At 56.3% G+C, this 23,700-nt stretch carries 20 protein-coding genes; 17 read left to right on the top strand and 3 right to left on the bottom strand.

Going from position 1 to position 23,700, the window contains the following annotated elements:
* Nucleotides 1-60: 60 nt before the first annotated feature.
* Nucleotides 61-1,050, bottom strand: coding sequence for a malate dehydrogenase (locus tag BM205_RS17845; RefSeq protein ID WP_092416208.1), 990 nt, complete (start codon nucleotides 1,048-1,050; stop codon nucleotides 61-63).
* 463 nt (nucleotides 1,051-1,513) lie between these two features.
* Between BM205_RS17845 and BM205_RS17840 the strand changes: the two genes are divergently transcribed.
* The 13 genes from BM205_RS17840 (at nucleotide 1,514) to BM205_RS17775 (ending at nucleotide 16,514) form a co-directional block, all read left to right on the top strand.
* On the top strand, nucleotides 1,514-2,308 hold the full coding sequence (locus tag BM205_RS17840; protein ID WP_092416207.1) for a GntR family transcriptional regulator: 795 nt from the start codon (nucleotides 1,514-1,516) through the stop codon (nucleotides 2,306-2,308).
* 243 nt (nucleotides 2,309-2,551) lie between these two features.
* The gene (gene sdhC, locus BM205_RS17835; RefSeq protein ID WP_092416206.1) at nucleotides 2,552-2,962 is read left to right on the top strand and encodes a succinate dehydrogenase, cytochrome b556 subunit; all 411 of its coding nucleotides are present in this window, start codon (nucleotides 2,552-2,554) and stop codon (nucleotides 2,960-2,962) included.
* A 2-nt stretch (nucleotides 2,963-2,964) separates the two neighbouring features.
* On the top strand, nucleotides 2,965-3,333 hold the full coding sequence (gene sdhD, locus BM205_RS17830) for a succinate dehydrogenase, hydrophobic membrane anchor protein (protein ID WP_092416205.1): 369 nt from the start codon (nucleotides 2,965-2,967) through the stop codon (nucleotides 3,331-3,333).
* A 2-nt stretch (nucleotides 3,334-3,335) separates the two neighbouring features.
* Nucleotides 3,336-5,114: a succinate dehydrogenase flavoprotein subunit gene (gene sdhA / locus BM205_RS17825; RefSeq protein WP_092416204.1), complete on the top strand. Its 1,779-nt coding sequence runs from the start codon at nucleotides 3,336-3,338 to the stop codon at nucleotides 5,112-5,114.
* Nucleotides 5,115-5,197: 83 nt separating this feature from the next.
* On the top strand, nucleotides 5,198-5,911 hold the full coding sequence (locus BM205_RS17820; RefSeq protein WP_092416203.1) for a succinate dehydrogenase iron-sulfur subunit: 714 nt from the start codon (nucleotides 5,198-5,200) through the stop codon (nucleotides 5,909-5,911).
* Nucleotides 5,912-6,040: 129 nt separating this feature from the next.
* The gene (locus BM205_RS17815) at nucleotides 6,041-6,310 is read left to right on the top strand and encodes an FAD assembly factor SdhE (protein ID WP_092416202.1); all 270 of its coding nucleotides are present in this window, start codon (nucleotides 6,041-6,043) and stop codon (nucleotides 6,308-6,310) included.
* A 104-nt stretch (nucleotides 6,311-6,414) separates the two neighbouring features.
* Nucleotides 6,415-7,719: a citrate synthase gene (gltA, locus tag BM205_RS17810; RefSeq protein WP_092416201.1), complete on the top strand. Its 1,305-nt coding sequence runs from the start codon at nucleotides 6,415-6,417 to the stop codon at nucleotides 7,717-7,719.
* Nucleotides 7,720-8,059: 340 nt separating this feature from the next.
* Entirely contained in the window at nucleotides 8,060-10,915 is a 2,856-nt protein-coding gene (locus tag BM205_RS17805) for a 2-oxoglutarate dehydrogenase E1 component (RefSeq protein WP_092416200.1), read from the top strand.
* Between the two features lie 56 nt (nucleotides 10,916-10,971).
* Nucleotides 10,972-12,237, top strand: coding sequence for a 2-oxoglutarate dehydrogenase complex dihydrolipoyllysine-residue succinyltransferase (gene odhB, locus BM205_RS17800; RefSeq protein ID WP_092416199.1), 1,266 nt, complete (start codon nucleotides 10,972-10,974; stop codon nucleotides 12,235-12,237).
* A gap of 184 nt (nucleotides 12,238-12,421) precedes the next feature.
* Nucleotides 12,422-13,849 carry a dihydrolipoyl dehydrogenase gene (lpdA, locus tag BM205_RS17795; protein ID WP_092416243.1) on the top strand — a complete coding sequence of 476 codons (1,428 nt, stop codon included), beginning with the start codon at nucleotides 12,422-12,424 and terminating at the stop codon, nucleotides 13,847-13,849.
* Nucleotides 13,850-13,860: 11 nt separating this feature from the next.
* Complete coding sequence (locus BM205_RS17790) at nucleotides 13,861-14,277, top strand: hypothetical protein (RefSeq protein WP_092416198.1); 417 nt, start codon at nucleotides 13,861-13,863, stop codon at nucleotides 14,275-14,277.
* Between the two features lie 188 nt (nucleotides 14,278-14,465).
* On the top strand, nucleotides 14,466-15,563 hold the full coding sequence (zapE, locus tag BM205_RS17780; protein ID WP_092416196.1) for a cell division protein ZapE: 1,098 nt from the start codon (nucleotides 14,466-14,468) through the stop codon (nucleotides 15,561-15,563).
* 96 nt (nucleotides 15,564-15,659) lie between these two features.
* On the top strand, nucleotides 15,660-16,514 hold the full coding sequence (locus BM205_RS17775; protein WP_139227312.1) for a hypothetical protein: 855 nt from the start codon (nucleotides 15,660-15,662) through the stop codon (nucleotides 16,512-16,514).
* Between the two features lie 12 nt (nucleotides 16,515-16,526).
* Here BM205_RS17775 and BM205_RS17770 read toward each other — a convergent pair whose 3' ends face one another.
* On the bottom strand, nucleotides 16,527-17,333 hold the full coding sequence (locus BM205_RS17770) for a PP2C family protein-serine/threonine phosphatase (protein WP_092416194.1): 807 nt from the start codon (nucleotides 17,331-17,333) through the stop codon (nucleotides 16,527-16,529).
* A gap of 217 nt (nucleotides 17,334-17,550) precedes the next feature.
* Between BM205_RS17770 and BM205_RS17765 the strand changes: the two genes are divergently transcribed.
* From BM205_RS17765 to BM205_RS17755, 3 genes are all read left to right on the top strand, one after another.
* Complete coding sequence (locus tag BM205_RS17765) at nucleotides 17,551-17,757, top strand: YdcH family protein (RefSeq protein WP_170850937.1); 207 nt, start codon at nucleotides 17,551-17,553, stop codon at nucleotides 17,755-17,757.
* 96 nt (nucleotides 17,758-17,853) lie between these two features.
* Nucleotides 17,854-19,911 (top strand): ATP-dependent DNA helicase, encoded by a 2,058-nt coding sequence (locus BM205_RS17760; RefSeq protein ID WP_092416242.1) that lies wholly within the window; start codon nucleotides 17,854-17,856, stop codon nucleotides 19,909-19,911.
* 236 nt (nucleotides 19,912-20,147) lie between these two features.
* The gene (locus tag BM205_RS17755) at nucleotides 20,148-21,602 is read left to right on the top strand and encodes a Ppx/GppA phosphatase family protein (RefSeq protein ID WP_092416193.1); all 1,455 of its coding nucleotides are present in this window, start codon (nucleotides 20,148-20,150) and stop codon (nucleotides 21,600-21,602) included.
* Between the two features lie 63 nt (nucleotides 21,603-21,665).
* On the opposite strand, the gene BM205_RS17750 is transcribed toward BM205_RS17755, so the two are convergent.
* On the bottom strand, nucleotides 21,666-22,778 hold the full coding sequence (locus tag BM205_RS17750; RefSeq protein ID WP_254783936.1) for an ABC transporter substrate-binding protein: 1,113 nt from the start codon (nucleotides 22,776-22,778) through the stop codon (nucleotides 21,666-21,668).
* Between the two features lie 171 nt (nucleotides 22,779-22,949).
* On the opposite strand from BM205_RS17750, the gene BM205_RS24710 reads away from it, so the two are divergent.
* Nucleotides 22,950-23,468, top strand: a complete 519-nt coding sequence (locus tag BM205_RS24710) for a hypothetical protein (RefSeq protein WP_139227310.1) — start codon at nucleotides 22,950-22,952, stop codon at nucleotides 23,466-23,468.
* The last annotated feature ends 232 nt before the right edge of the window (nucleotides 23,469-23,700 follow it).

Here is a 23,700-nt window from a genome sequence, read left to right as displayed (position 1 = left end):
TTGCGGGGCAGGGTGGACACGCGTAAGTGCAGCGCGTCCACCCTACATTGAAGCAGTTGCTTAGCCGACCAGGTGTTTCACGCCATCACGCTCTTCTTGCAGTTCTGCCAGAGTGATGTTGATGCGCTCTTGCGAGAAAGCGTCGATTTCCAGGCCCTGGACGATTTTGTATTCGCCGTTTTCAGTAGTTACCGGGAAGCCGAACATGGTGCCTTCAGGGATGCCGTAGGAACCGTCCGATGGCACACCCATGGTGGTCCACTTGCCGTTGGTGCCCAGAACCCAGTCACGCACGTGATCGATCGCTGCGTTGGCGGCCGAAGCAGCCGACGACAGGCCGCGCGCTTCGATGATGGCGGCGCCGCGCTTGCCGACGGTTGGCAGGAACACATCTTTGTTCCAGACTTGATCGTTGATCAGGTCTTTGACCGATGCGCCGTCCGCTGTCGCGTAGCGATAGTCAGCGTACATGGTTGGCGAGTGATTGCCCCAGACGAACAGTTTTTCGATAGCCGAAACTGGCTTGCCGATCTTGGCCGCGACTTGCGACAGGGCGCGGTTGTGGTCCAGGCGCAGCATTGCGGTGAAGTTCTTGGCTGGCAGGTTAGGCGCCGATTTCATGGCGATGTAAGCGTTGGTGTTGGCCGGATTGCCGACCACCAGTACCTTGACATTGCGTGAAGCGACGGCGTCCAGCGCCTTGCCTTGCACGGTGAAAATCTGTGCATTGGCTTCCAGCAGGTCCTTACGTTCCATGCCTGGGCCGCGTGGGCGGGCGCCAACCAGCAGGGCAACGTCAGCATCCTTGAATGCTGTCATCGGATCGCTGTGTGCAGTGATGCCGGCCAGCAGCGGGAATGCGCAATCGTCGACTTCCATGATCACGCCCTTCAACGCTTTTTGTGCTTTTTCGTCAGGGATTTCAAGCAGTTGCAAAATGACCGGTTGATCTTTGCCGAGCAGGTCGCCGTTGGCGATGCGGAACAGAAGGGAATAGCCGATTTGACCAGCGGCGCCGGTAACGGCAACACGCAGAGGGGACTTAGCCATGTTGAATCTCCAGAGAAGTGATAAAAATGTGTGCGGGGCAAAGTTCAAGAGCCGCCCGGTTAAACCCTGCGGCGAATGACTCTGCCCTTAACCGTTCAATTCAAATAAGAACGACGGTCAAATTACAAAAAATCCCAGCCAGGCATGTAGGCCAATACAAATACATGCCAAGATACAAAAAGCGGCGACTTAAATACGCAACCTCTAATCATACCGGCGAAAACCGCGTGCGTCAGTTTGTTTTGCGTTGTGCCGGGCGCCAAAATTTACGGCTTGCATCTCTGCCATGAAAATCGATTTGCACGAAACAAACACCAATCAGCGATCACCAAATACTGCTTATGCCCGCGAGTTTAGGCTCGGCAACATGGTATGTCAATCAATATCTTATGTCTTATATAAGACATATAATTGAACATTTTTTTCTGGACGGCAGTGGGCTTTTATGGTGAAATCTATGGTTATGAGTTCCATCCCGTCCAATGTGAGTAGTGACCCCGTCGGCCAGAGCGCTGCGGTCCCTGCGTCTCCCTCAGTATCGTCTCCGACCTTTAGTCCCCTCTACCAGCAAATCAAGGCGCTGATCATGCAGCGCCTGCAATCCGGTGAGTGGAAGCCGGGCGAGCTGATTCCCAGCGAAGTCGAGCTTGGCAACCGTTTCAAGGTAAGCCAGGGTACGGTGCGCAAAGCGATTGACGAACTGGCCGCGGAAAACCTGCTGGTGCGGCGTCAGGGCAAGGGCACGTTTGTCGCCACCCATCACGAAGCGCGTTCGCAATTCCGCTTCCTGCGCCTGATGCCGGACAGCGACCAGCCGCAAGTTACCGATAAAAGAGTGATCGAGCTGAAGCGCTTGCGTGCGCCGGCGGAAATCGCTCGCCTGCTGGGCATGAAATCGGGCGACTCGGTGGTCTATGTCAAACGTGTCATGGCATTTGACGGCGTACCGACGATACTTGAAGAATTGTGGCTGCCGGGCGCGTTGTTCAAGGCGCTGACGCTGGAGCGGCTGGTTGAGTACAAGGGGCCGATGTACGGCCTGTTTGAAACCGAATTCGGCACGCGCATGATCCGTGCCACCGAGCAGATTCGCGCCGCCAGCGCCGATGCCGACGCGGCCGAGTTGCTGGGGGTGGAAAAATTATCGCCTTTATTGTGTGTGGAACGCGTGTCCTTTACCTATGGCGACAAGCCGGTGGAAGTGCGGCGCGGTTTGTACGTGACCAATCGCCATCACTATCAGAACGAATTGAGCTGACGGGTTGGGGTAGTGATCTGGAGTAGCGAGTTGGAATGGTCATCGGCTGACGATAGCGGCGACTGGTGGCAATATGAGCAAGCTGACCAAGTGCAATCAATCAAGCGTAAGCAAGTGCAGGAATACCCGCCGCTAGCCATTATTTGCAATATTGAATAATAACTATTGGTGTGCTGCACAAAAATAGGCGAAAATTGCGGGATTGCGCTTGCTCTAAAATTTTAAACTGAGGAGAACCCTGTTATGTCTGAAGCCGCGAAACCCAATCGGCCACAGTTTCGTAATATAAGCATTACTCAAATTGTCGGCTACCGCTTTCCGTTGGCAGCCCTGGTTTCGATTTTGCATCGTATTAGTGGCGTGTTGATGTTTTTGCTTTTGCCTTTTATCTTGTACATGCTGGACAAGAGCCTGGCATCTGAAATTTCCTTCGATTACTTCAAGGGTTTTACATCGGGCTGGTTCGTCAAGCTCGTCATCCTGGCCCTGTCCTGGGCATATCTGCACCACTTCTGCGCCGGCATCCGCCACCTGATCATGGATAACCATATCGGCCTGGATAAGGATAGCGCGCGCAAATCGGCTGCCGGAGTCCTGATTATCAGTGTGCCGCTGGCGTTGATCGTTGCATTGAAACTGTTCGGAGCATTCTAAAAATGGCTGATAACAAGAATATTGGCGCCAAGCGCCTGGTAGTAGGGGCCCATTACGGCTTGCGCGACTGGCTGGCGCAGCGCATCACGGCTATCGTCATGGCGATTTATACCGTCATCCTGCTGGTGTCGTTCCTGACCGCCAGCAATTTCACTTATGACGGCTGGGCGGGGCTGTTTGCGCATCAGTGGTTCAAGATGGCTACGTTCGTAGCGCTGATGGCACTGTTTTTTCATGCATGGATTGGCGTGCGTGATTTCTGGATGGATTATATCAAGCCGGTCGCTCTGCGCCTGGTCTTGCAAGTTGCCACAATCCTGTGGTTGGTCGGTTGTGCCGGATGGGCGGCGCAGATTTTGTGGAGAGTGTAATCGTGGCAGCTATTAAATCCACAATTCCTACACGCCGCTTTGATGCGGTAATCGTTGGGGCCGGTGGTTCCGGTATGCGTGCTTCGCTGCAGTTGGCGGAAGCTGGTTTGAATGTAGCCGTCTTGTCGAAGGTGTTTCCCACCCGTTCGCACACAGTTGCGGCGCAGGGCGGCATTGGCGCCTCGCTGGGTAACATGTCCGAGGACAGCTGGTACTGGCACATGTTCGACACCGTCAAGGGCTCGGATTACCTGGGCGACCAGGACGCGATTGAATTCATGTGTCGCGAAGCGCCTAAGGCTGTGTATGAGCTGGAACATTTCGGCATGCCGTTCGACCGTAATGCCGACGGCACCATTTATCAACGTCCGTTCGGCGGCCACTCGGCCAACTTCGGCGAAAAGCCGGTAGCGCGCGCTTGCGCAGCTGCCGACCGTACCGGCCATGCGCTGTTGCACACGCTGTATCAGCGTAACGTCCGTGCCAAGACACACTTCTTCGTCGAATGGATGGCGATCGACCTGGTGCGCGATGCCGAAGGCGATGTCATCGGCGTAGTAGCGCTGGAAATGGAAACCGGCGACGTCATGATCCTGGAAGCCAAGACCACGGTGATGGCTACCGGCGGTGCAGGGCGTATCTGGGCGGCTTCGACCAATGCCTTTATCAATACCGGCGACGGTATGGGTATGGCGGCGCGTGCCGGTTTGCCGCTGGAAGACATGGAATTCTGGCAGTTCCACCCGACCGGCGTAGCCGGCGCGGGCGTGCTGATTACCGAAGGCGTGCGCGGCGAAGGCGGCATTCTGATCAACGCCAACGGCGAACGTTTCATGGAGCGCTATGCGCCAACCTTGAAAGATCTGGCGCCGCGCGACTTCGTATCGCGTTCGATGGACCAGGAAATCAAGGAAGGCCGTGGCTGCGGTCCGAACAAGGATCACGTGATGCTGGATCTGCGCCACATCGGCGCCGAAACCATCATGAAGCGTCTGCCTTCGATTCTTGAAATCGGCCACAAGTTCGCTAACGTTGACGCTCTGAAAGAGCCGATTCCAGTCGTGCCGACCATCCATTATCAAATGGGCGGTATCCCGACCAACGTTTACGGCCAGGTTGTAGTGCCGAAGAACGGTATCCCGAACGCAGTAGTCAATGGCTTGTACGCCATCGGCGAATGCGCTTGCGTATCGGTGCACGGCGCCAATCGCCTGGGTACCAATTCGCTGCTGGATCTGGTGGTGTTCGGCCGTGCCGCCGGCAATCACATTGTCGACAGCAAGCTCAAGGAACGCAGCAACAAGCCGTTGCCGGCGGATGCAGCCGACGTCGCCCTGGCGCGCCTGGCCAAGCTGGAAACCAGCACCGGTTCCGAGCGTGTGCAAGACGTGGCCGGCGATATCCGCAAGACCATGCAGCACTACTGCGGCGTGTTCCGTACCGACGAATTGCTGCAACAGGGCTACAAGGAAATCATGGTGCTGGACGAGCGGCGCAAGCACGTTTCGTTCAAGGACAAATCCAAGGTATTCAACACAGCACGTGTCGAAGCGCTGGAACTGGACAACCTGATCGAAACCGCCAAGGCCACCATTACCTCGGCTGCAGCTCGTAAAGAATCGCGCGGCGCGCATGCGCATCGCGATTATGAAAAGCGTGATGACGAAAACTGGATGAAGCACACCTTGTGGTACTCCGAAGGTAATCGTCTCGACTACAAGCCAGTGGTTACCAAGCCGCTGACAGTTGATACGTTCAAGCCAAAGCCACGTACATTCTAATTTGTCGGGGCGGGGCAAGGCGCGCCAAACCATACGGGCGCCCGGGCTCTGCTCCACAATAATTAAAAACAAGAGGTATAGCCATGTCATCACGTACTTTGAAATTTAAAATCTACCGCTACGATCCTGATAAGGATGCCAAGCCTTACATGCAGGACTTGACGGTAGAGCTGCTGCCAACCGACAAGATGCTGCTGGATGCCCTGCAACGCATCAAGGCCGACGTCGACGATTCTCTGGCGCTGCGCCGCTCATGCCGCGAAGGCGTGTGCGGTTCCGACGCCATGAACATCAACGGCAAGAACGGTCTGGCTTGCACCACCAACCTGAACGAACTGAGCGAGCCGATTATCTTGCGGCCGTTGCCAGGCCTGCCGGTGATCCGCGACCTGATCGTCGACATGACGCAGTTCTTCAAGCAATACGAGTCGATCAAGCCGTTCCTGATCAACGACAGCATTCCGCCGGAAAAAGAGCGTCTGCAGTCGCCTGAACAGCGCGAAGAGCTGGATGGCCTGTACGAGTGCATCCTGTGCGCATGCTGCTCGACTTCCTGCCCGTCGTTCTGGTGGAATCCGGACAAGTTCGTCGGCCCGGCCGGCTTGCTGCAAGCCTACCGTTTCATCGCCGACAGCCGCGATGAAGCCACCGGCGCCCGTCTGGACAACCTGGAAGATCCGTATCGCCTGTTCCGTTGCCGTTCGATCATGAACTGCGTCGATGTCTGTCCAAAGGGTTTGAACCCGAATGCAGCGATCGGCAAGATCAAAGAGCTGATGGTTCGTCGCGCGGTATAAGAGAGTAAGCAAGAGAGAATAAGCAGGGCGGCGAAACTTTCAAGTCTTCCCGCCCTGGTTTTTGCAACAGTTTTAGAACTGTTCGTCGAAAGCGCCGAACGGCGATATCAAATAGAATAAGTGGTTTCCATGCCTATCATCCATCAAGCCGATCCAGCCAACCGAGCCCGCCTGCGCTGGCGCGCGCGACGCGGCCTGCTTGAAAACGATCTGATACTGACCCGTTTCCTGGATGCAAACGAAGCCAGCATGACGGATGACGATGTTGACGCTTTTTCGCGTCTCATGGAGCTGTCCGACATTGAACTAATGGATTTACTGCTAGTCCGTAAAGAACCGGACGGCTTGCTGGATTTGCCGCAAGTGCATGCACTGTTAGCCAGAATACGCACTGCTTAAGCCGGTATCTCCGCTGGCGGCGACGGCCGCGGGAGATGTCGATCTGCTAGCAGCGTCTTTTGTTTTTTTTGATTTAGAGTCACCTTTTGATTGAGGGAAGAGCCATGACCACCGCTGATACAAAAGCCACGCTATCGTTTTCCGATGGCAGCCCATCCGTAGAATTTCCTATTTACAAGGGCACCGTCGGCCCCGATGTCATCGATATCCGCAAGCTGTACGGCGCCACCGGTAAATTCACTTACGACCCGGGTTTCATGTCGACGGCAGCATGTAATTCGTCGATCACCTACATCGACGGCGACAAGGGCGAACTGCTGTATCGTGGTTACCCGATCGAGCAGCTGGCGGTCAATTGCGATTTCCTGGAAACCTGCTACCTGTTGCTGAACGGCGAACTGCCGACCGCAAAGGAAAAGGAAAAATTCGACGCTACCGTGACCCAGCACACCATGGTGCACGAGCAGATGCAATTCTTCTTCCGCGGCTTCCGCCGCGACGCGCATCCGATGGCTGTCCTGGTCGGCACCGTCGGCGCCTTGTCGTCGTTCTACCATGACTCGCTGGACATCACCGATCCGCACCATCGCGAAGTATCGGCGATCCGCCTGATCGCCAAGCTGCCGACGCTGGTCGCCATGGCCTACAAGTACAACGTCGGCCAGCCTTTCGTCTACCCGCGCAATGAACTGTCGTACAGCGCGAACTTCATGCACATGATGTTCTCCACGCCGTGCGAAGAGTACAAGGTCAACGACGTACTGGTGCGCGCACTGGACCGTATTCTGACCTTGCATGCCGATCACGAGCAAAACGCCTCGACTTCAACCGTGCGCCTGGCAGGTTCCAGCGGCGCCAATCCGTTCGCCTGTATCGCTGCCGGTATCGCTTGCCTGTGGGGCCCGGCACACGGCGGCGCCAACGAAGCGGCACTGAACATGCTCAAGGAAATCGGTACTGTCGACAAGATTCCAGAGTTCATCGCCAAGGTGAAAGACAAGAACTCCGGCGTCAAGCTGATGGGCTTCGGTCATCGCGTCTACAAGAACTTCGATCCGCGCGCCAAGCTGATGCGCGAAACCTGCTACGAAGTGCTGAACGAACTCGGCCTGCATGACGACCCGTTATTCAAGCTGGCGATGGCGCTGGAAAAAGTGGCGCTGGAAGACGAATACTTCGTTTCCCGCAAGCTGTATCCGAACGTCGACTTCTACTCCGGCATCGTGCAGTCGGCACTGGGCATCCCGACATCGCTGTTCACCGGTATCTTCGCCATGGCGCGTACCGTCGGCTGGATCGCGCAATGGAACGAAATGATTTCCGATCCTGAACAAAAGATCGGCCGTCCACGTCAATTGTTCGTCGGTTCGCCGACCCGTGACGTACCGGCAATCGACAAGCGCGGCTAAAGGTAAGGCTGGCGTGAGTCGGAAATAGGTAATAGCAACACAAAAACAGCGAATCCACGGATTCGCTGTTTGCATTTCTGCAGGTTATGCTATGCTCCTATTCTGTGCCGATTTATATGGTCACAGCGTAGTGAGTGTATGCAATGAGGCATGCGATGAGCATGTTTTGAAGGGCAGGCGCAAAGAAGTACCGTAGTACCCGAATTGAATTTGCAGTAAAGAACACAGTAATAGAGCCCTTCCCCACAACTTGATGTGCAATCCGCTAACCGGTCAGGCCGTGTCGCGGAAGGTTATGTTAACCCGCTAATCTCGCGAAACGCGAAGAAAGGTGAGCAAGATGATGCAACAATACCGCTCTAATTCTTATCTCTTCGGAGGTAATGCACCGTACATTGAAGAGCTGTACGAGTCTTACCTCGACAATCCCGGTTCAGTTGCCGATAACTGGCGTGCATATTTTGACGCTATGCAACACGTGCCTGCCGTCGACGGCTCCGATAAGCCTGACGTAGGCCACGCCTCCGTCATCGCCTCGTTTGCCGAGCGCGCCAAACACGGTCCGATCCGCACTATCTCCGCTTCTGCCGATGCTGAAATGGGACGCAAGCGTGTTGCTGCAACGCAACTTATCGCTGCCTACCGTTACCTGGGTTCGCGCTGGGCCAACCTGGATCCGCTGCAACGCCAGGAACGTTCCGTATTGCCTGAACTGGAACCAAGCTTCTACGGTTTCACCGATGCCGACATGGACATCGTGTTCAACATCAGCAACACCTACTTCGGCACTGAAACGGCTACGCTGCGCGACCTGCTGAATTCGCTGCGCGATACGTATTGCCGTTCGATCGGTACCGAGTACATGTACATCAGCGATCCGACCGAAAAGCGCTGGATGCAGGAGCGTCTGGAGTCGACACGTTCGGCGCCGGTATTCACTGCAGAAAAGAAAAAGCACATCCTCGACCGCCTGACCGCGGCTGAAGGACTGGAGCGCTACCTGCATACACGTTATGTCGGACAAAAGCGTTTCTCGCTGGAAGGCGGCGAAAGCTTCATCGTGTCGCTGGACGAAACGATCCAGCGCGCCGGCGCCAAGGGTGTCCAGGAAATCGTTATCGGCATGGCCCACCGCGGCCGTCTGAACGTGCTGGTCAATACCTTGGGCAAGATGCCGCAAGAACTGTTTGCAGAATTCGAAGGCAAGCATGCCGACGACCTGCCGGCAGGCGACGTCAAGTATCACCAAGGCTTCTCTTCCGACATCACCAGCCCGGGCGGCCCGGTGCATCTGTCGCTGGCATTCAATCCATCGCATCTGGAAATCGTCAACCCTGTGGTTGAAGGTTCGGTCAAGGCGCGTATGGAACGCCGCGGCGACATCGACGGCTCGCAAGTGCTGCCGATCCTGGTCCACGGCGATGCTGCATTTGCCGGCCAGGGCGTAGTGATGGAAACCTTGAACCTGGCGCAAACGCGTGGTTACGGCACTGGCGGCACCGTGCATATCGTGATCAACAACCAGATCGGTTTCACCACTTCCGATCCGCGCGATTCCCGTTCCACCCTGTATTGCTCGGACGTCGTCAAGATGATCGAAGCGCCGGTTCTGCACGTCAACGGCGACGATCCTGAAGCGGTCGTGTTCGCTACCCAGATCGCGCTCGATTACCGTATCGAGTTCAAGAAGGATATCGTGGTCGATATCATCTGCTTCCGCAAACTGGGCCACAACGAGCAAGATACGCCAGCGCTGACGCAGCCGCTGATGTACAAGAAGATCGGCCAGCATCCAGGCACCCGCAAGCTGTACGCGGATAAACTGGCGGCGCAAGGCACTATCGACGCCGACACCGGCGACGCCATGGTCAAGGCGTTCCGCGATGCGATGGATGCCGGCAAGCACACTGTCGATCCGGTCATCACCAATTTCAAGAGCAAATACGCGGTCGACTGGCTGCCGTTCCTGAACCGCAAGTGGACCGACGCCGCCGACACAGCAGTGCCTGTCACGGAACTGAAACGCCTGGCAACACGCATCACCACCGTGCCGGAAAACTTCAAGGTCCACGCGCTGGTCGAAAAAGTATTGAACGACCGCGCCGCCATGGGCCGTGGCGAACTCAACCTCGACTGGGGCATGGGCGAGCATCTGGCCTACGCATCGCTGGTATCGTCGGGTTATGCGATTCGCCTGACCGGCCAAGACGCAGGCCGCGGTACGTTCGTCCATCGCCACGCTGTATTGCACGATCAAAACCGTGAGCGTTGGGATGCCGGCAGCTATATTCCGCTGCAAAACATCTCTGACCAGCAAGCGCCGTTCAAGGTGATCGACTCGGTCTTGTCGGAAGAAGCTGTACTCGGTTTCGAATACGGTTATTCCACTGCAGAGCCAAACACGCTGACCATCTGGGAAGCCCAGTTCGGCGATTTCGCCAACGGCGCGCAAGTCGTGATCGACCAGTTCATCAGCTCCGGCGAAGTGAAGTGGGGTCGTGCTTCCGGCCTGGTCATGATGCTGCCGCACGGTTATGAAGGCCAAGGCCCGGAACACTCGTCGGCACGCCTGGAACGTTATCTGCAACTGTGCGCAGACAACAACATGCAAGTGGTGCAACCGACTACCGCAGCGCAGATTTTCCATCTGCTGCGCCGCCAGATGATCCGCTTGTTCCGCAAGCCGCTGGTAATCATGACACCGAAGTCGCTGTTGCGTAACAAGGATGCCGGTTCGCCGTTGTCCGATTTCAGCAAGGGCAGCTTCCAGACTGTGATCGGCGAAGTCGATGACAAGATCGATCCTAAGAAGGTCAAGCGCATCGTCGCTTGCTCGGGCAAGGTTTACTACGATCTGGTTAACGCACGTAAAGAACGCGGTCAGACTGACGTGGCAATTATCCGTCTGGAACAACTGTATCCATTCCCGCACAAGGCATTCGCTGCCGAGTTGAAGCAGTTCCCTAACTTCAACGAACTGGTATGGACACAGGACGAGCCGCAGAATCAAGGCGCATGGCTGCAGATTCAGCACAACATTTTTGAGAACCTGGAAGATGGCCAGAAGCTTGCCTACGCAGGCCGTCCAGCCAGCGCATCGCCAGCTGTCGGTTACTACGACAAGCACTATGCGCAGCAGAAAGCATTGCTGGACACGGCATTTTCCAAGCTTAAAGGCTTTGTTCTTACAAAATAATTGACGCCAGGGCAGGTCAGGAGACCTGCCCGACGCACCATCTTACGGAGAATTAAATGGCACTTCTAGAAGTAAAAGTTCCGCAATTGTCGGAATCCGTCGCTGAAGCGACCTTGTTGACCTGGCATAAAAAAATCGGCGACGCTGTCAAGCGCGACGAAAACCTGATTGATATCGAGACAGATAAAGTTGTGCTTGAGCTGCCGGCCCCGGCCGACGGCGTGATCGTCCAGCTGATCAAAGGCGACGGCAGCACCGTGGTTGCCGATGAAATCATCGCTGTGATCGACACCGATGCTTCCGCTAAAGTCAGCCCGATGGAAGTAGCTGCCGTGGCAGTGCCACAAAGCGGCAATGCGCCAACGCCAATCGCCGCACCTGAATTGCAATCGAAGTCGGCAGCCGGCATCGCCATGCCTGCCGCCGCAAAACTGCTGGCAGAAAACAATCTGTCGGCGGGTCAAGTCGACGGTAGCGGTAAAGACGGCCGCGTCACCAAGGGCGACGTTCTGGGCGCACTGGCTAACAAGCCAGCGACACCAGCACCCGCACCTCTGGCGGCAGTAGCAGTCAAGCCGGCACTGCAGCAAATTGTTGCGCCGACCAAGGCCCAGCTGGACCAGCGTCCGGAAGAGCGCGTGCCGATGAGCCGCCTGCGCGCACGTATCGCCGAGCGTCTGGTGCAATCGCAATCGACTAACGCTATCTTGACGACATTCAATGAAGTCAATATGCAGCCAGTCATGGACCTGCGCACCAAGTACAAAGACAAGTTTGAAAAAGAGCACGGCGTCAAGCTCGGCTTCATGTCGTTCTTCGTCAAGGCTGCGGTTGCGGCACTGAAAAAATACCCGATCGTCAATGCCTCGGTAGATGGCAACGACATCGTGTACCACGGTTATTTCGATATCGGTATCGCAGTTGGTTCGCCACGCGGCCTGGTAGTGCCGGTGTTGCGCGATGCTGATCAAATGTCGATCGCCGACATCGAAAAGAAAATCGGCGAATTCGGCGCCAAGGCCAAGGACGGCAAGCTGACGCTGGACGACCTGACCGGCGGTACATTCTCGATCTCCAACGGTGGTACTTTCGGTTCGATGCTGTCGACACCGATCATCAACCCGCCACAATCGGCGATCCTGGGCGTGCATGCGACCAAGGACCGTGCAGTTGTCGAAAACGGCCAGATCGTGGTGCGTCCGATGAACTATCTGGCGATGTCTTACGATCACCGTATCATTGACGGTCGTGAAGCAGTGCTGGCGCTGGTAGCAATGAAGGAAGCGCTGGAAGATCCGGCTCGCCTGTTGCTGGACCTGTAAGCTTTAAATCTCGCTAGGCGACGCGCCCTGACTCCTGTTTTTCTCGTAAGGAAAATGGAGCAGGGCGTATCGTTTAGGTGGCTATGTAAATGATGAGAGCCTTGGCGTGGCCGGCTGCATGCGTTGGCAATGAGTTGCCAATGAATGGCAAGCGACCCGCAAGGCAACAACTCGAAGGATGGAAATGAGCAAACAATTTGATGTCGTCGTGATCGGTGGCGGTCCTGGCGGTTATATTGCAGCAATTCGCGCCGCGCAACTGGGTTTCAATACTGCATGTATTGATGAATGGAAAAATGCCAAGAACGGTCCTGCGCCGGGCGGCACTTGCACCAACGTCGGTTGCATTCCATCCAAAGCGTTGTTGCAATCGTCTGAGCATTACGAGCATGCCGGCCATGCATTCGCGGACCACGGTATCGAAGTCAAGGGCCTGGGACTGAACCTGGGGCAGATGCTGGCGCGCAAGGATAATGTCGTCAAGCAAAACAACGAAGGTATCTTGTACCTGTTCAAGAAGAATAAGGTTACCTTTTTCCACGGCCGCGGTTCGTTCGTCAAGGGCGATGCCAATGCTTATGAAATCAAGGTCGCCGGCACTACCGAAGAAACCATCACAGCCAAGCACATCATCGTGGCTACCGGTTCCAACGCCCGTGCATTACCGGGCACGCCGTTCGATGAAAAACTGATTCTGTCGAACACCGGCGCACTGGCAATTGACGCGGTTCCGGCTAAACTAGGGGTAATCGGTGCCGGTGTTATCGGCCTCGAAATGGGCAGCGTCTGGCGCCGCCTGGGCTCGGATGTCAGCGTACTGGAAGCATTGCCGACTTTCCTGGGGGCAGTGGACGAGCAGATCGCCAAGGAAGCCGCCAAACTTTTCACCAAGCAAGGCTTGAAGGTCAGCCTGGGCGTCACGATCGGCGCCATTACGGCTGGCAAGAATGATGTCACAGTAGAATATGTCGATGCCACCGGCGCGGCACAAAAAGCGGTGTACGACAAACTGATCGTATCGATAGGCCGGACGCCAAACACCATCGGCCTGAATGCCGAAGGCGTTGGCTTGCAGCTGGACGAGCGCGGTTTTATCGCGGTCGACGGCGATTGCAAGACTAACTTGCCGAACGTCTGGGCGGTTGGTGACGTGGTGCGCGGCCCGATGCTGGCGCACAAAGCGGAGGAAGAAGGCGTGGCAGTGGCCGAGCGTATTGCCGGACAGCATGGTCACGTTAACTTCAATACGATTCCGTGGGTGATCTATACATCGCCGGAAATCGCCTGGGTTGGCAAGACAGAACAACAACTGAAGGCAGATGGAGTAGCATATAAGGCTGGTACGTTCCCGTTCCTGGCGAATGGGCGGGCACGCGCTTTGGGGGATACCTCAGGTATGGTCAAATTCCTGGCGGATGCCAAGACTGACGAAATCCTGGGCGTTCACATTGTTGGGCCAATGGCATCAGAATTGATTTCAGAAGCCGTGGTGGCGATGGAATTCCGCGCATCAGCAGAAGATATCGCCCGCATCTGTCACGCGCACCCATCCTTGTCGGAAGCGACCAAGGAAGCGGCGCTGGCAGTCGACAAACGGTCCCTGAATTTCTAAGGGAGAAGCACATGCGTTATCTGATCGTTTTGTTAGGCGTTGCGCTGTCCGGTTGCGCGACTACAGCGTCGGATAACGGACGTGTGGTGATCGAGGCTACCTCCGACAGCCAGCAACTGGAAGGCGCGCGCTGCGTGGTGAAAACCGACAGCAGCCGCTGGAATGTGGTTACGCCCGGCGATGTCCTGATTGTTGAAACCGACGGCGACCTGCATGTGGTTTGCGACAAGCCAGGCTATCGCACCTCGGAAGTGGTGTATCGGGCGCCGCCCGGGTTGAATTCTCCTAGTGTCGGCATTGGCGCTACCGGCGGCAGTGGCGGCATCGGAGCGATCGGTCTCGGTTTGGGGGCTAACCTGCCGTTGACTTTCGGCGGCAAGGAGAAGGCTTATCCTAGCCGCGTGCTGGTAGAGATGGGGCGGTCATAGTTGCAGGGGCGTTGTCACGCTGTTGTCAGGGCGGTTGCCTGGATTGAAGTGGGTGAGCTGAGGCTCGCCCATTTTTATTTTTGGCGGATTGCTTATTTTGCAATTTTCCTAATGAGCACGATTATTTTTTTGTCAACCAATAAGGTCGGCAAGCCGGTTTTAGCTTTTCATCAAGAATTGAAAACACAATGAACGTCTTAGAGTTTTATGAACAGGCACTGACGCAAAGGGGTTTCCAGGCCGATGACGCACAACGGCGCGCAGTCGATCGCCTGCAACAGTCTTATGATGAATGGGTCGACTACAAGGCGCAGCGCTCCAACTCCTTCAAACGCCTGATCAACCGGCCTGACGTGCCGCGCGGCGTGTATATGTGGGGCGGGGTCGGGCGCGGGAAATCGTTTTTGATGGACAGCTTTTATTCGGTGGTGCCGGTGGTGCGTAAAACCCGCCTGCATTTCCACGAATTCATGCGGGCGGTGCATCGGCAGCTGGATGAACTCAAGGGCGTTGCCGATCCGCTCGATGAAGTGGCAAAGCGGGTCGCCAAGAAGTATCGGCTGATCTGTTTTGACGAGTTTCACGTCTCCGATATCGCCGACGCCATGATCCTCTATAACCTGCTGAAAGCCTTGTTCGATAACGGCGTGTCGTTTGTCATGACCTCGAATTACGAGCCCGGCACGCTATATCCGGACGGTTTGCATCGAGATCGCATGCTGCCGACCATCAAGTTATTGCAAGATAACCTGGATGTGATGAATATCGATGCCGGCATCGATTACCGCAAGCGCGCCCTGGAGCAGGTGGATAGTTACCATGCGCCGCTCAACGCCGACACCGATCGCGCCTTGCGGCATGCCTTTGCCGGAGTTGCCGAGACTGCCGACGAAGATCCTATCGTCGATATCGAAGCACGTAAAATCAAGGCCTTGCGCCGTGCCGGCGGCGTGATCTGGTTCGATTTCAATACCTTGTGCGGCGGTCCGCGCTCGCAAAACGATTACCTGGAAATTGCCAGCCGCTTCCATACGGTGATATTGTCCGGTATTCCGCAAATGTCGGCAGCGATGTCGTCAGAGGCACGCCGGTTTACCTGGCTGATCGATGTGTTCTATGATCACAAGATCAAGTTGATCATGTCGGCAGCTGTGGCGCCCGAAGAGCTGTACACGCAAGGCATGCTGGCCAACGAGTTTCACCGTACCGTATCGCGTATCATGGAAATGCAGTCGCGCGAGTACATGGATAGCGAACGACGCTCGGAGGCCGACTCGATAGTCTGAGCGGCGCGTGAGTTGAGAGCGGAGTTGAGAGCGAACAACGGCGGTGTTTAAAAAATAACGTATAGAAATGGACAGGTTTACGTGGAATTTGCTTCTTTGAGTTTGGCTCCGTGGTCGTCATTGTCATCACAGGTGCGGGCGCGTCTTCAGCGTCCCGTCGCGCTGGGCGTTGCTGCGTTGCTGCTGACGCTGTCCGCTGGCGTGCAAGCCGCAGATGTCCCGTTGAAGCCGGTCGCCGAGCCTGCCGACGAGCTGAGCGCACGCTATCCGCTTGACACGCTGAATTCGGTGGAAACCTCGAATCGTGCCTTGACCGATGTCGCCAATGCCAAGGCCGAAGTCGAGGCGCGCGATCTGGAACAGCGGCGTGCCTGCTACGCAAAATTCTTCGTCAACCATTGCCTGGATGCCGCCAAGGAGCAGCGTCGCCTGGCGATGAAGACCATCCGTCCGGTAGATATCACCGCCAACGCCTTTTTGCGCAAGGACCGCGCCGATGAACGCGACAAGGCGCTGGAAGTGCACAATGCCGGGCAGCCGGCCGAAGCAGCGCAGAAGGCGCAAGATCAAAAAGAAAAAGAACTGAGCAACGCCGACAAGGTGAAGCAGGGCGCGGCCAAGGAAAAAGAAGTGGCCGCCAATACCCGCAAGCATCTGGGCGAGGCAGACAAGCGCGTGGCGGATCATAACGCCAAGGTAAAAAAGGCGCAGCAGGATGAGGCGGCCAAAGCCTCGCAACGTGCAGCCAATGTTGCCGCTTTTGAGAAAAAGGCACAGGATTCGGCAGCGCGCCAGAAAGAGGTAGCAGCAAACAAGGCTGCTAAAGCCAAGGATCTGGCAAACAAGAAAGCGGCTGAAACGGGTGTGCCGGTCGTGCCTGCGGCTCCGGCGGCACCTGCGGCGAAACCGTCACCGCCGCCGGCCAGTACCGCACCGGCGTCAGCACCGTAAGCCAGGCAAGAATTACACCGCGCGGCGCATCTTCTTGACGGTGTAGTTCTGCGCTTCCTTAGGCAGGGCAACCAGTTTGACGATCGCAAAGGTGCAATTGTCCGCGGCGTGCCCTTCGGCCCGCTTGCGGGTCTTGGTGATCAGCATTTCGGCGGCGTCGCGCGGCTTGTTCATGGCGATGGCCGCACCCAGCTCATCTTCCGTAAAGTAGTGCCACAAACCATCCGAGCACAGCAGGAAGGAATCGCCAGCCTGCAGGCCTGTATGACGGCCGATGCTGACTGCGGGGCTATCGGTGCTGGAGCCGAGCGCATTCAACAGTATGTTCGACAGATTGTGCGATTTCGCTTCGTTGCGCGACAGCTTGCCTTCGGCCACCAGTTTCTCGACATACGAATGGTCGATGGTGTGCTCGGCAAAATTAGGCCCCTCGAAACGATACAGGCGCGAATCGCCGACGTGGCCCCAGGTTGCCGTGCCGTCCGGCGACAGCACCAGGATCACCATGGTGGTATGCGGGTCCTTGTCGTTGGAAAAACCGCTCAGCTTGATGACGGTGTGGGTTTCCAGCGCGATGTTGTGCAACATCGCCTCGACATTGTCGATCAGCGGCGAGAAACCCTCGAATATCTGCTTGGCGGTGCAAATCACCTGTTCGGCAGCTAATGCACCGCCGCTGCGGCCGCCCATGCCGTCGGCAAGTACTGCCATCATGTAGCCCGGTGCTTTGGGGGCGGTAAACAATGCGGCGCGGTCCTGTTGTTCCTGGCGGTCGCCGATGTGTTGGCCGGTGCCGGCTTCGATCTTGTATTGGCTCATTCGTCTGGGTAGATTAAACTGCATCCTGTTCTGGGTAATTCCGCGCTTGCCGGGCCTCGATAGGGCGTGAGGTTGACATTCATCGCAACTCACAGCCACTCGCATACAGTAGTACAGTAAGAAGTCGATGGGAAATATTATACGCAGGAAAAATCTTAAAAGTGTTTCCAGATGTTAACATTCCCTATTGCCAGACTAGAATGTGACCGTGATTGATATGACCATGATTGATCGAGAAGAAATCCTGCGCCGCATTATAGAACTTGAAGTCGAACATCGCGATCTGGATGCGGCTATTCATACTATGACGAATCAGGTTTTGCATGAAGAATTGCAGTTGCGCCGCCTGAAAAAGCGGAAATTGCAACTCAAGGACCAGATCACGCTGTTAAGAATGCAATTAATTCCCGACATCCCTGCCTGATAGCTCACCCCAAGGCTGGTAGGATAGCTACCCAGCCTCTGCTTTAAGTACGTTACCTTGACCGAAGATACATCCCCACCTGTTGCCGAAGGCGCGTTGTCCGCTACCACTGCAGTTGCAACTCCAGCTGCGATTGCAACGGCAGCCCCCGGCGCCCACGATGCCGATATCGATCGCCTGTTCGCCAGTTCCGGCCCGCTTGGACAGGCGGTCGGTGGCTTTCGGCCGCGTCAGGCGCAAACCGAAATGGCGAAAGCCATCGCCGACGCCATCGCCCAGCAAAGAACCTTGATTGCGGAGGCTGGCACCGGCACCGGCAAGACTTTCGCCTACCTGGTGCCGGCCTTGCTGTGGGGCGGCAAGGTGATCGTCTCGACCGGCACCAAGAATTTGCAAGACCAGTTGTTCTTGCGCGACATTCCTACCGTGCGCAGGGCGCTCAGCGCGCCGGTCTCGGTCGCGTTGCTGAAAGGGCGCGCCAATTACGTCTGCCATTTTCATCTGGAACGGACGCTGCAGAATGGCCGCATGACCTCGCGTGAGGATGTCGGCTATCTGCGTGAAATTTCCCGTTTCATGAAAACCACTTCATCCGGCGACAAGGCTGAGTTATCGAAGGTGCCGGAAACCGCGTTGATCTGGAATCTGGTGACCTCGACCCGCGATACCTGCATGGGCGCTGAGTGCCAGTATTACCAGGACTGTTTCGTGATGAAGGCGCGCAAGGAGGCCCAGCAGGCTGATGTGGTGGTGGTCAATCATCACCTGTTCTTTGCCGATGTGGCGTTGAAAGACACCGGCGTCGCGGAGCTGCTGCCGTCAGCGAACACCATCATTTTCGATGAAGCGCATCAGTTGCCTGAAGTTGCTACTTTATTTTTTGGTAACACTGTTTCCACTTCGCAGATCCTGGAGTTGTGCCGTGACGTGCTGGCAGAAGGCTTGTCGCATGCCCGCGATGGCGCCGACTGGGGGCAAGTGGTGGTGCCGGTAGAAAAAGCAGCGCGCGATTTACGGTTGACCTTTCCGCAGGAAGGGGGGCGGCTGGCGGTGAACCAGATTGCAGCATCGAGCGCATTCTTCCCGGCGCTGGAAACCATGCGCGCGCAATTGCACAGCATGATTGCCGTCCTCGAAAAGCAGGCGGAACGGGCGGAAACCATTGAGCAGTGCCGGACCCGCGCAGTGGAGCTGGGCCATCAGCTGGATAGCTGGAACAGCGCGCCAGGCAGCAACACTGGCAAGAGCGCAAAGAAAGCCAAGGCGGCCGACGCTGAAGGCGAAGAAGGCAGTGTGTTGTGGGTAGAAGCCTTTTCGTCTTCCCTGCAATTGCACCAGACACCGCTGTCGATCGCTCCGATTTTTAATAAACAGCGTGAAGGTGTCGCCCGCTCCTGGATTTTCACCTCCGCCACGCTGGCGGTGAAGAACGATTTCCAGCATTACGCCTCGCAAATGGGCTTGTGGGACGAGCCGGCCCAATCCTGGCCTAGTCCTTTCGATTATGGCGAGCAAGGCCTGCTATACGTGCCGCAGAACCTGCCGCAGCCGAATTCGCCTGACTATACCGACGCCGTCGTCGACGCTGCGTTGCCGGTGATTGAAGCCTCGGGCGGCCGTGCTTTCCTGCTGTGCACGACTATACGCGCGGTCAATCGCGCCGCCGAACGATTACGCGCCGAATTCGAAGCACGTCATCTGGATTTCCCTCTGATGGTGCAAGGCGAGGCAGGGCGTACCGAGTTGCTGGACCGTTTCCGCGCTGCCGGCAACGCCGTGCTGATCGGCAGCCAGAGTTTCTGGGAAGGTGTCGACGTCCGCGGCGAAGCATTGTCCCTGGTGATTATCGACAAGCTGCCATTTTCACCGCCGGACGATCCGGTCCTGGCGGCGCGTATAGAAGCGCTGGAATCCAAGGGCATGAACGGCTTCATGCATCACCAGCTGCCGGCGGCTATCATTAACCTGAAGCAGGGCGCGGGCCGACTGATTCGCGATGAAGCCGATCGTGGCGTCTTGATGATTTGCGATCCACGCCTGATTTCCAAAGGCTACGGCCGGCGCATCTGGCAGAGTTTGCCGCCGTTCAAGCGGACCCGGGAGCTGGATGCGGTAAAGGCGTTCTGGCGTGGCGATGCAATTGAGCCCGATTGATTGCGATTAATCGGGATCGAACAAGAACGAGATAGCGCTATCACTCTTGTACCGGGCAGGGCGGTGCGGTACATTGATGCTGGCGCGCTCGAATACGATCGGCTAAGCTGCCCAAGGTCACCTCTTCTTAAGTTGTCATCAACTTGTAATACTCTGCGTCTATTGTCACAGCTTGCGTTTTCAGGTGGCTGACGCCGGTTTTTGTCGAACGTTCGTTTGAATAATAAAGGTAAGCAATGTTTGCAGCAGTGGATTTGGGGTCCAACAGTTTCCGTTTGCACATAGGCAAATACAATGGTGATGCGATTCGCGTCATCAAGAGTGCGCGCGACCCGATCCGACTGGCTGCCGGCCTGGATAGCAAAGGCTACCTGACCGAACAGGCGATGCAGGTTGCTCTGGACTCCCTGTCGCGCTTCCGCAATATCCTGGCCGACTATCAATTGGAAGCCGTGCGGGTCGTGGCCACCAACACGATGCGGGTCGCCAAGAACGCGGCAGAATTCCTGCCGATCGCCGAACAGGTCATCGGCTACCCGATCGAAATCATTTCGGGCGAAGAAGAGGGGCGGCTGATTTACATGGGCGTCGCCAGTATGCTGCGCCTGCCAAATGAAAAACGGCTGGTGCTGGACATCGGCGGCGGTTCCACCGAACTGATCCTGGGGCGCGGTCAACAGATCGAGCGGGTCGAGTCGTTCGGCATCGGCACAGTCAATCAAAGCCTGGCTTTTTTCGCTGACGGCCAGATCACCGCAGAAGCCTACGATGCCGCGGTGCTTTCCGCGCGCAGCCATTTCGAAGACGCGGCGCCACCGTACCGTCCGCAAAACTGGAGCCACGCCTACGGCTCTTCCGGCACCATCCGGGCGATTTCCGAGACTATCGAAAAAAATGGCCTGGGCGATCACCGCCTGTCATACACCAGCCTAGAAGCCCTGCGGGCGCGTTTCGTCGAGTTCGGCCACGTCAGCCGTATCGATTTGCTCGGCATGAAGCCGGAGCGTGCTGCGGTCATGGTTGGCGGTCTGGCGGTATTGATCGGCCTGATGCAGGAATTGGGCATTGAAGTGATCCAGCCGATCGAGGCCGGCCTGCGCATGGGCGTGATGTGGGATCTGCAGCTGCGCGGCACGCGCCTGGACCGGCGCGATCAGTCGGTGCACGATTTCTCACAGCGTTTTCACGTAGATCAATTGCGCGCAAGCCGGGTTGCCGAAACGGCGACCTCCCTGTTTGAAATGCTCAAGCCGACCAGCGATGGCCTCAGCCAGTATTTGCACTGGAGCGCCTTGCTGCATGAAGTCGGGCTGGTGGTGTCGCAAAGCGGCTATCACAAGCATGCCGCCTACCTGATCGAAAATGCCGACCTGTCCGGTTTTACCACCCGCGAACAGCGTGCAATGAGCATGTTGATACTCGGTCAGAAGGGAAATCTGCGGAAGATCAGCGATGCGCTGCTAGACCCCGATTTTTCCAAAGCGGTGCTGGCTTTGCGCCTGGCAGTGATGTTCCTGCATTCGCGGATCGAGGTCGATCTGGATGAATTGCGCTTGAAGATGAAGAGCAAGATCGAGCTCGATATCAAGCGCGACTGGATTGAAGATCATCCGACAGCGAGTTACTGGATGACCAAGGAGCAAGACTGGTGGCGCGAGATTGGCGTCGATTTCGCCATTCGCCGGACCTGAGGCAGGCTGTCACTGTTATCCGTAGGGTGGGCACAAAAGCGTGCCCACCCTACGCAAACACTCTCAGTAAGTCAGCCCGCTAGCCTTGTTGAACAGCGCCATATCGACATAGCTGGAGAGGTGGTTGCTGTTGGCGGTTTCGCCCACGACGTAGCCGCCGATATCAAAACCGCCGCCGGGGATCATGTATTCCGCCTGGCCGGCGACTCTTTTGCCTGCTGGCAGCAGCCGTGTCCATGACTTGGCTGCGGTGAAACCTTCAAGCGTCAATGCCGACACCGGCTCGTCGCGGTACTTCCGCATCATGTTCAAATGTTCAAGTTGTATCGAAGAACTGCCGATGTTGGGGTTGGGGACGACTTGCGAAAATACCGTCCATTCCACCGCTTTGCCGCCTGCCAGCTGGCGCAACGTGGTCAGGTTGGTGAGTGATGAACCGGCGACAAAGGTTTGTGGCGCAAGTTTGCGAAATTCCTTAAGGAATACGCCGGCGTTCACCGTGTCCGCGATCATGATCACAAAACCCGGCTTGGCAGCGGCCAGTTGCGCTGTCTCACTGCGCATTTTTGCGAGATCGTTGCCCAGGTGGACGGTGCCGCTAAGCCTGATGCCGCTTTCCCGCATCTGATCTGTGAGGCGCCGATAGGCGTCTGTCGTGGCGGCTGATTCTTGAACTACGACCCCCACGTTTTTGACGCCCAGCTTGTCGAAATGGGAAAATATATGACGGATTTCCTGCTGGTAGCTAGGGCGCCAGAACAAGACTTTGGCATCTTTCTGATAATCGGCGCCGGCCAGCGGCGCATATAACGTCAAACCGCTACGCTTGAATTCTGCCGAATCCAGCACCGCCTTGGTAACATCGTCGCCGACGCCTCCAAACAGATAAGCGACATGCGCCTGGGTGATCAGTTCGGTCACAGCCTTCACCGCCAGGTCGGCCTGGCCGCGATCGTCGCGCACCAGATACTGGATGTGGCGGCCGTTGAGCCCGCCTTTTGCATTGAGAACGTCAAAATAAGTCTTGATGCCAGCGACATAATCGCGCCCCAGATCCGCATCCGGTCCGGACAAATCGATGGCCTGGCCGATCACGATGGCGTCGCCAGCCGCATTTGCCAGCAACGGCAGGCACAGCCCGAGGGCGATCAGATACTTGCACAAAAAGCGTTTCAAGTTTAAGTTCATTGGGGAGTCGAAATATGGCGTTGGAGGTGTCGCGATTCTGGTTGTAAATTGTGACGGCTTGATGAATTTGTTCCGCTTTTGTTCGGTTTGTGAAGCTGTTCTTGCCGATGGTCAAATAATTGTATATATTATTTATACGATTTAAATATGGAGGGTTGAATGGTTACCAGTAGAAATGTAAAAACAGGTGCTGCACCAGCAGTAAAGCGCGCAGTCAAGAAGCCGGTTGCCGCGATCAAGACCGTTGCCAAGGCCAAGCCGGCAGCGCGTTCTGCCGCCAAACCAGGTCCGAAGGCCGCGTCGGCGATTAAGCCGGCCGCAAAGGCTGTCGCAAAACCTGCCGTGAAGCCAGCAGCGAAACCACAGTCAAAACCTTTGCTCGTCACCAAGCCGCTCGCAGCTAAACCGGCGCTGCCTGTCATCAAATCTTTGCCGGACGTTAAGGCCAAGGTAAAAAAAGCCAAACTTGTACGCGATAGCTTCACCATGCCTGCCGACGAGTACCAAGTCCTAGGCGACGTCAAAAAGACTTTCTTGAAAGCCGGCCTGGAAGTGAAGAAGAGCGAACTGTTGCGCGTTGGCGTCGCCTTGATCCGCGAACTGGATCTGGCAAGCCTGAAACTGGCCGTGGCCAGCTTGCCGCCGGTGAAGGCAGGTCGTCCGAAGAAAGAAAAATAAGACAGATCCGCTGCGTTCGGCGGCTTGGTAAAAGGGGTTCGCGGGCACGGATTTGCACGACGACAGGTTGAGTCGTCGTGCAAATCCGTGCCCCGTTTTTTTGTTGGCAAGTTATATGAAAATATCAAAAATGACATGATGGAAATTGCATTTTTGATACTGTTGCTATGTCATGGAGCCGAAATAAACCTGTCATTTTCTTGAAGTAATCTGTGGTTAGGCTTGTCATCGT

It is taken from the genome of Collimonas sp. OK307, from assembly GCF_900113705.1.
Taxonomy (GTDB): domain Bacteria; phylum Pseudomonadota; class Gammaproteobacteria; order Burkholderiales; family Burkholderiaceae_D; genus Collimonas.
The sequence above is the reverse complement of the archived record's forward strand: the minus strand, read 5'-3'. Positions and strand labels throughout refer to the sequence as shown.

Excerpts from the sequence above, each read along its gene's own strand:
- BM205_RS17770 (WP_092416194.1), bottom strand. The coding sequence starts at position 17,333 with ATGAGCCAATACAAGATCGAAGCCGGCACCGGCCAACACATCGGCGAC.
- BM205_RS17755 (WP_092416193.1), top strand. The coding sequence starts at position 20,148 with ATGTTTGCAGCAGTGGATTTGGGGTCCAACAGTTTCCGTTTGCACATA.
- BM205_RS17815 (WP_092416202.1), top strand. The coding sequence starts at position 6,041 with ATGCCTATCATCCATCAAGCCGATCCAGCCAACCGAGCCCGCCTGCGC.
- BM205_RS24710 (WP_139227310.1), top strand. The coding sequence starts at position 22,950 with ATGGTTACCAGTAGAAATGTAAAAACAGGTGCTGCACCAGCAGTAAAG.
- lpdA (WP_092416243.1), top strand. The coding sequence starts at position 12,422 with ATGAGCAAACAATTTGATGTCGTCGTGATCGGTGGCGGTCCTGGCGGT.
- BM205_RS17820 (WP_092416203.1), top strand. The coding sequence starts at position 5,198 with ATGTCATCACGTACTTTGAAATTTAAAATCTACCGCTACGATCCTGAT.
- BM205_RS17840 (WP_092416207.1), top strand. The coding sequence starts at position 1,514 with ATGAGTTCCATCCCGTCCAATGTGAGTAGTGACCCCGTCGGCCAGAGC.
- BM205_RS17845 (WP_092416208.1), bottom strand. The coding sequence starts at position 1,050 with ATGGCTAAGTCCCCTCTGCGTGTTGCCGTTACCGGCGCCGCTGGTCAA.
- sdhC (WP_092416206.1), top strand. The coding sequence starts at position 2,552 with ATGTCTGAAGCCGCGAAACCCAATCGGCCACAGTTTCGTAATATAAGC.
- BM205_RS17790 (WP_092416198.1), top strand. The coding sequence starts at position 13,861 with ATGCGTTATCTGATCGTTTTGTTAGGCGTTGCGCTGTCCGGTTGCGCG.
- BM205_RS17805 (WP_092416200.1), top strand. The coding sequence starts at position 8,060 with ATGATGCAACAATACCGCTCTAATTCTTATCTCTTCGGAGGTAATGCA.
- gltA (WP_092416201.1), top strand. The coding sequence starts at position 6,415 with ATGACCACCGCTGATACAAAAGCCACGCTATCGTTTTCCGATGGCAGC.
- zapE (WP_092416196.1), top strand. The coding sequence starts at position 14,466 with ATGAACGTCTTAGAGTTTTATGAACAGGCACTGACGCAAAGGGGTTTC.
- sdhD (WP_092416205.1), top strand. The coding sequence starts at position 2,965 with ATGGCTGATAACAAGAATATTGGCGCCAAGCGCCTGGTAGTAGGGGCC.
- odhB (WP_092416199.1), top strand. The coding sequence starts at position 10,972 with ATGGCACTTCTAGAAGTAAAAGTTCCGCAATTGTCGGAATCCGTCGCT.
- BM205_RS17765 (WP_170850937.1), top strand. The coding sequence starts at position 17,551 with ATGACCATGATTGATCGAGAAGAAATCCTGCGCCGCATTATAGAACTT.